This is a genomic window from Pseudarthrobacter sp. CCNWLW207 (assembly GCF_037203945.1).
Taxonomy (GTDB): Bacteria; Actinomycetota; Actinomycetes; order Actinomycetales; family Micrococcaceae; genus Arthrobacter.
The window spans coordinates 678,385-685,108 of sequence record NZ_JBBCBS010000001.1; the positions used below are offsets into that span (position 1 = coordinate 678,385).

5 protein-coding genes and 1 rRNA gene are annotated in these 6,724 nt (G+C 64.3%); 3 read left to right on the top strand and 3 right to left on the bottom strand.

Annotated elements, in window-relative coordinates; all coding sequences use genetic code 11:
- Positions 1-77 precede the first annotated feature (77 nt).
- Positions 78-1,496, top strand: coding sequence for a DUF4032 domain-containing protein (locus V9L17_RS03035; protein WP_337346298.1), 1,419 nt, complete (start codon positions 78-80; stop codon positions 1,494-1,496).
- A gap of 120 nt (positions 1,497-1,616) precedes the next feature.
- Here V9L17_RS03035 and V9L17_RS03040 read toward each other — a convergent pair whose 3' ends face one another.
- The gene (locus V9L17_RS03040; RefSeq protein WP_337350409.1) at positions 1,617-2,987 is read right to left on the bottom strand and encodes an FAD-binding oxidoreductase; all 1,371 of its coding nucleotides are present in this window, start codon (positions 2,985-2,987) and stop codon (positions 1,617-1,619) included.
- A 201-nt stretch (positions 2,988-3,188) separates the two neighbouring features.
- Here V9L17_RS03040 and V9L17_RS03045 point away from each other — a divergent pair, with 201 nt between their 5' ends.
- Positions 3,189-4,916 (top strand): glycoside hydrolase family 13 protein, encoded by a 1,728-nt coding sequence (locus V9L17_RS03045; protein WP_337350410.1) that lies wholly within the window; start codon positions 3,189-3,191, stop codon positions 4,914-4,916.
- A gap of 5 nt (positions 4,917-4,921) precedes the next feature.
- Positions 4,922-5,977 carry a LacI family DNA-binding transcriptional regulator gene (locus tag V9L17_RS03050; protein ID WP_337350411.1) on the top strand — a complete coding sequence of 352 codons (1,056 nt, stop codon included), beginning with the start codon at positions 4,922-4,924 and terminating at the stop codon, positions 5,975-5,977.
- Here the strand turns inward: V9L17_RS03050 and V9L17_RS03055 are convergent.
- Positions 5,969-6,487: an SRPBCC domain-containing protein gene (locus tag V9L17_RS03055; RefSeq protein ID WP_337350412.1), complete on the bottom strand. Its 519-nt coding sequence runs from the start codon at positions 6,485-6,487 to the stop codon at positions 5,969-5,971. The genes V9L17_RS03050 and V9L17_RS03055 overlap by 9 nt on opposite strands.
- A gap of 161 nt (positions 6,488-6,648) precedes the next feature.
- Positions 6,649-6,724: ribosomal RNA gene (rrf, locus tag V9L17_RS21265) — 5S ribosomal RNA — on the bottom strand; the annotation flags it as partial.

Here is a 6,724-nt window from a genome sequence, read left to right on the forward strand (position 1 = left end):
CCTTTCTGGACGGGCCGCCGTCGGCGTTAAGTCCAATGTTTAGGCCCCGCCGCCCTATGTACGGAAGAATTGACCCCATGACCGAGGAAAACAGCGCCCAGTGGCACGACGAACCCACCGACTACGCGCAGATCGGTAAACTGCCACGGTTTGAGGCGGCAAGCGCCAATGACGACAAACTCTCCGCGGTCTCCAGCTCGTTGAACATCACGGCGGCCGCCGCGGATCCGGAGCTCCTGGACCTCCCGTGGCACATCGCCCTTGAGGACTGGCCCGCCGAAAACCTGGCCGCTCTCCCCCGCGGCATCTCCCGGCACATCGTGCGCTTCGCCCATCTGGGCGGCTCTGTCATCGCCATCAAGGAAACATCCGAACATGTGGCCCGCCACGAGTACCACATGCTGCGGAAACTCGCCCGGCTGGACGTGCCCTGCGTTGAACCCGTAGCCGTGATCACGGGCCGGACCACGCTGGACGGCCGGCCCCTGAATCCGGTGCTCGTCACCCGCCACCTGAAGTTCTCGATGCCGTACCGCGCGTTGTTCTCCCAGATGCTGCGCAAGGACACCCTCACCCGCCTCATTGACGCCCAGGCCCTCCTGATGGTCCGTCTTCACCTCATCGGCTTCTACTGGGGCGACGTCTCGCTCTCCAACACCCTGTTCCGCCGTGACGCCGGCGCCTTCGCGGCCTACCTCGTGGACGCGGAGACCGGCGAGCTGTATCCGGACCTGTCCACCGGGCAGCGAGAGTACGACCTCGAAATCGCCCGGGTCAACATCGCAGGTGAGCTGATGGACCTCCTGGACGGCGGCCTGATTGAGGAGAAGGTGGATCCCGTTGCCACCAGCGAACTCATTATGGACAGCTACCGGCGCCTCTGGACCGAGCTGACAGAAAAGGAATCCTTCGAACTCGGCGAACGCTGGCGCGTGGGCGCCCGCATCCGCCGACTCAACGAGCTGGGTTTCGACGTCGAAGAATATGCCATCAAAACCACGCAGAACGGTTCCACGATCCAGTTGCAGCCCAAGGTGGTGGACGCCGGGCACCATATGCGCCGGCTGCTGCGCCTGACGGGATTGGATGCGCAGGAGAACCAGGCACGGCGACTGCTCAACGACATGGACTCGTTCCGGGCGGACAACAACCCGGAGATGGACGAGGAATACAGTGCCCACCTCTGGGTCAGCCAGGTCTTTGAGCCCATCGTCCGGTCCATCCCGCGGGACCTTTCCCGCAAGCTTGAGCCCGCCGAAGCGGTCCACGAAGTACTGGAGCACCGCTGGTATATGTCAGAGAAGCAGGAACGGCACATTCCCCTGGCGGAAGCGGTGCAGTCCTACATCGACTCCATCCTTCGGCACCGCCGGGATGAGGCAGCCATCATGCTGAACCCGGACACCGAGATGCTGAAGATCCTCGAAGTGGAAACTGAGGAGTCCAGGTACGGCGCCGATGAAAGCATCGACGAATACCCGGACGTCGACGACTGACCATCTTCCATAGCGTGGCAGCACGGCTGTGTTAATACCCCAACTAGGTAGCAGCAGATGTCGTTTTGAGCGCTCATAACGACATCACCTGCTACCTAGTTGGGACCGGGGGCAGCGGGCTTAGATGGCCTTGCCCGGATTCAGGATGCCTGCCGGGTCAAAGAGTTCCTTGATCCGGCGCTGCAGCTCCCGGACCGGTTCCGGTTGCTCCAGTCCCAGCCAGCGCAACTTGTATTGTCCGATGCCGTGTTCGCCGGTGATAGTGCCGCCCATCTCCAGTGCTGCGTCGATGGAATCATCCAAGGCCAGGTTCAGGCGTTCCATGGCGCCCTCATCCACCGCATTGTCCAGGCGGTCCACCCAGAACGTCGGGTGCAGGTTGCCGTCACCGGCGTGTGCCACCACCTTGAGGCTGACCTCGTGGGCAACAGCGATGCCCTCCAGCGCCGCCACGTAATCCACCAGGCGTGAGCGGGGAACGGCAACGTCCTCCCCCACCCGGTATTCGTCGTCGACCTCCACACCGCGGCTGTTGCGCCGCAACTCCACCAACTGCTCGGCCTCGGCGGTGGACTCGGTGGTGACCAAGGCTCCGCCGTCCGCCAGCACCCTGCGGACAACTTCTGCCTCCGCCACCGCACCGAAACCATCGGTCTGGATGAGCAGCAAGGAGCGTCCGCGCGCGCTGAGGTCCGAGCCGTGGATGCTGTCCAGCTGGGCCAGCGTACCGCCGTCGAGCAGTTCCATGATGGCCGGCTGGACACGGGCCCTGCCCACGGCCAGGACACCGGCGGCGGCCAGCCTGAAGTCCGGATAGAACGCCGCGATGGTCTGCACGTCCCGCGGCAGATACTTCAGCCGGACGGTAATGCCAACCACGATGCCCAGCGTCCCCTCGGAGCCCACGAAGAGTCCGGTGAGGTCGTACCCGGCAACACCTTTGAACGTTTGGTGCCCGGTGTGGATCAGGGATCCGTCTGCGAGTACCACGTCCAGTGCCAGCACAGAGTCCCGCGTGACCCCATACTTCGCGCACCGCAGGCCACCGGCGTTGGTGGCAACGTTGCCACCGATCGTGGAGGTGCGGAAGCTCGCCGGATCAGGCGCGTACATCAGGCCGTGGACGGCAGCAGCTTGGTTCAAGACAGCGTTAATGACGCCGGGTTCGACGACGGCGGTCTCGTCGTCGGGGTTAAGGTCCAGGATGCGGTCCATCCGTTCCAGGGACAAAACAACCGAATTCCTGCTGGCGTGGGCGCCTCCGGAAACCCCGGTCCCCGCGCCGCGGGCCACCAGCGCGATCCCCCTGCTGGCGCAACACCGCACGGCCGCCTGGACATCCTCGACTGACTGGGCGAACACCACCGCCAGCGGCAAGTGGAAGTCCACCACCGGAGCCTGATCCACCGCGTACCGGGCGAGTGTGACCTCGTCGGCATCGACCTGACCCGGCCCAAGGACACTTTCGAGTTCCGTTACGATGCTGCCCACGCAGCCTCCAGTTTCGTCGTCGCTGTTTTCCTCCAGTCTAGGGCGGGCCTGCTGGCGACCTGACCAGCAATGATGCTCAACAAGCCACCTGCAAACGCTTCCAGCCAAGGTCGAGTACAAGCACTAAAACCGTAAGCAGGCTTGTGTTCACATAGATGGAAGCGTTTCCATTTGTTGCGCTGTCCGGATATGCTTTTCCGCATGTCTGTTGATTCCGTGATCACTGCCACCGCACCACTGGCCGGTCCGCTGACCCTCATCCACGACGCCGACAAAGCCCCGGGCTGGTGGCGCTCAGCGGTCATTTACCAGGTGTACCCCCGGTCCTTCCGCGACCTCAACGGGGACGGCATCGGCGACATCGCCGGTATCACGGCGGAGCTGCCGCAACTTGCTGAGCTTGATGTGGACGCTGTCTGGCTGTCCCCGTTCTACCGCTCTCCCCAGCGGGACGCCGGGTATGACGTCAGCGACTACTGCGACGTGGACCCGCTCTTCGGCACGTTGGGCGATTTTGACATCATGATGTCCGAGGCCAACCGCTTGGGCCTGCGCGTCATCGTTGACCTGGTCCCCAATCACTGCTCGGACCAGCACACGGCTTTCCAGGCCGCATTGGCCGCACCGGCCGGAAGCCCCGAGCGCGACATGTTCATTTTCCGCGACGGCAGCGGCCATGAAGGACAAGAGCCTCCCAATAACTGGCAGTCCCACTTCGGTGGACCGGCGTGGACGCGCGTCACTGGACCCGATGGCCGACCGGAGCAGTGGTACCTGCACCTCTTCGATTCATCACAGCCTGACTTCAACTGGGACAACCCTGCCGTCCATACGGAGTTTGAACGTGTTCTCCGCTTCTGGCTGGACCGCGGTGTGTCCGGCTTCCGCGTGGACGTGGCGCACGCGCTGGTCAAGGCTCCAGGCCTTCCGGCTTGGGGTGGACGGGCCGACGGCGGCAGCTCGGATGGCTTCCCCGGCCACGAGGCTCCCATGTTTGGTCAGCCGGCCATCCATGACATCTACCGCGCCTGGCGCCGGATCCTGGACGAATACGGTCCGGACAGGATTCTTTGCGCTGAAGCAAGCGTTGATCTCCACCGCCTCGCGGATTGGGTCCGGCCCGATGAAATGCACCAGGCCTTCAACTTCCCGTACCTGCACGCTGGCCTGGACGTTTACCGGCTGCGGGGCGTCATCACGGACTCGCTGACAGTCCTGGACTCCGTGGGTGCCCCCAGCACCTGGGTGCTTTCCAACCACGACGTCGTGCGGCACGCCAGCCGCTTTGGTTACAACGGCTTCGGCCCCCGCGACGGTGACGGCATCGGTCCTGCGGACCCGCAGCCCGACACCGCACTGGGCCGAAGGCGTGCTGCCGCGGCTTCGCTCTTTATGCTTGGCCTTCCCGGCGCGGCTTACCTCTACCAGGGTGAAGAGCTCGGATTGCCGGATGGGATCGACATCCCTGAAGGCATGCGGCAGGACCCCACGTTCGCGAGGACCGGCGGGGAACGGCTGGGGCGCGATGGGTGCAGGGTTCCCCTTCCTTGGAAGGCTGCTGAACTCCACCTGGGCTTTGGCTCCGGGGAGCAGCCGTGGCTCCCGCTGCCGGCCGCGTTTAACGAGCTGGCGCGGGATGTCCAGGCCGCATCGCCGTCGTCGCACCTGAACCTGTACCGCCGCACCCTGGCGCTGCGGCGGGAGCTGGGCCTGGGCCGTGGTTCCTTGGCGTGGGCTGAGGAATGGTGCACCGGTTCCTCCCTCGCTTATGTCAACGGCACTACGCTGGTGCTTATGAACCTTAACCACGAGCCGCTGGAAATGCCTGCAGGCAACGTCCTTCTCCGCAGTGCCGATCCGGACTCCGGCCACTTCTTGGCCTCCGGTGAAACCGTCTGGCTGCAGTTGGTGCACGGCGACACGGAGTAGTACTTATGGCAGGCATCAAAGATGTTGCCGACCGCGCCGGCCTGTCCATTGCTACAGTGTCGCGGGCACTGAGCGGGAAGGCGAACGTCTCGGCTAAGAGCCGCAAACTAGCAAAGGCAGCTGCCGAGGAACTTGGCTTTGTCCCGTCATACCATGCGTCGAGCCTGGCGTCGGGACGCAACCACAATGTTGGCCTCGTTCTGCCGTCCGTGCACCGCTGGTACTTCTCATCCGTGCTGGAGGGAGTCTCCGAGACTTTGCTGGACGCCGGCTATGACCTCACGCTGTACAACGTGGGCGACCAGCCGGCGCGGCGCCAGAGCGTCCTGAAGGACTTCTTGCTCCGAAAACGGCTCGACGCAGTGATCGCCGTGGCGTTGGTGCTCACCGACGACGAGATCCAGCAACTCCTGGCCGTCCATCGTCCCATTGTGGGCATCGGCGGAGCGCTGGCGGGAGCCTCTACACTTCGAATCAATGATTCCGGCCTCTCCCGCCTGGCGACCAACCACCTGATCCAGCTGGGCCACACACGCATCGCCCACATGACCGGTGATCCCGCATTGAATCAGGAGTTCAAGCTGCCTGGAATCCGCCAGGCCGGATTTGTGGCTGCCATGAAGGATGCCGGCTTGCCCGTCCAGCCGGAGTGGCAGATCTCAGCAGACTTCACTATCCAGGGCGCCTACGCGAGTGCACGAAAGCTGCTGGGACTGGGGACGGAACGGCCGACGGCGGTCTTCGCGGCCTCGGACGAGATGGCCATAGGCACTATCCTCGCTGCCCGGGACTTCGGCCTGCGGGTTCCGGAGGACCTGTCCGTCATAGGCATGGACGGCCACGAACTGGGCGACGTCTTTGGCCTAACCACCATCGACCAGGACGCCCGCGGCCAAGGTGCCCTCGCAGCCCGGCTGCTGCTCGAAACGCTCGACGCCGGGATCCCCGGTGATGGCCGCGCCGCCCGCACGGCCGCTCCCCCCGCTGCAACCGACCGGGAGTACCCCACGGAGCTGATCATCCGGACGAGTACGGCCGTACCGCCCTCGGCGCTATCCTAGTTCGCCTTCATCGCCTTCATCCGGAGTGCCGCCCATAAAGCGCACATAGCGCTCAAGCACCACGGGCCAACCTGCGGCGTACTCAGCGCGCGCACGTGCCGGATCCTCAGCGCCCTCCCAGCCGTCGTGGACCAGGCGGACCTCGGTCCCCTCAGGAACGGCCCTGAAGGCGACACGCAGCTCCGTGGACCACAACGCCGTGGTCCCGGGGTGCCAGGTCGCATGGAAAGACAGCGGTGGCTGCCAGTCGTCGATCGTCCCCCATATGGATGTCCTGCCGTCGTCAGCCGTTTCCAGGATCAGGTTCTCTTCGAATTCCACGTACGACCCAGCCCCATAGACGCCATGGGATTCCAGCGGCCACCAGAGGTGAGTGTGGTCCGTAAAGCCGGCAAAGGCCTGGGCAACGTGGCAGGGGACAGTCACAGTAAGGATGAGGGGGTCCAGAGCGTCCGGAGCGTCGGCAGGATCCGGGGAGGGGCCACCGGCATGGCTGAAGAGGTTATCCATGGACAGCAACTTTACCCGCGCCCAATCAATCACCCCGAGGACCGCAGTCGTGGCGAATCTTCGGGTGAGGCTGGCCCAAACGGGTGCAGGTGGTGGTGGGTGGTGTGTGTGTTAAATGGGTCAGGCCCCGACGTGTTTGTCGGGGCCTGAGCCTAATGTGTGTCCGGCGGTGACCTACTCTCCCACACCCTCCCGGGTGCAGTACCATCGGCGCTGTGGGTCTTAGCTTCCGGGTTC

What these genes read in the sequence shown, in the direction of transcription:
- V9L17_RS03045 (WP_337350410.1), top strand. Translation starts at nt 3,189, where the DNA reads ATGTCTGTTGATTCCGTGATCACTGCCACCGCACCACTGGCCGGTCCG.
- V9L17_RS03050 (WP_337350411.1), top strand. Translation starts at nt 4,922, where the DNA reads ATGGCAGGCATCAAAGATGTTGCCGACCGCGCCGGCCTGTCCATTGCT.
- V9L17_RS03035 (WP_337346298.1), top strand. Translation starts at nt 78, where the DNA reads ATGACCGAGGAAAACAGCGCCCAGTGGCACGACGAACCCACCGACTAC.
- V9L17_RS03055 (WP_337350412.1), bottom strand. Translation starts at nt 6,487, where the DNA reads ATGGATAACCTCTTCAGCCATGCCGGTGGCCCCTCCCCGGATCCTGCC.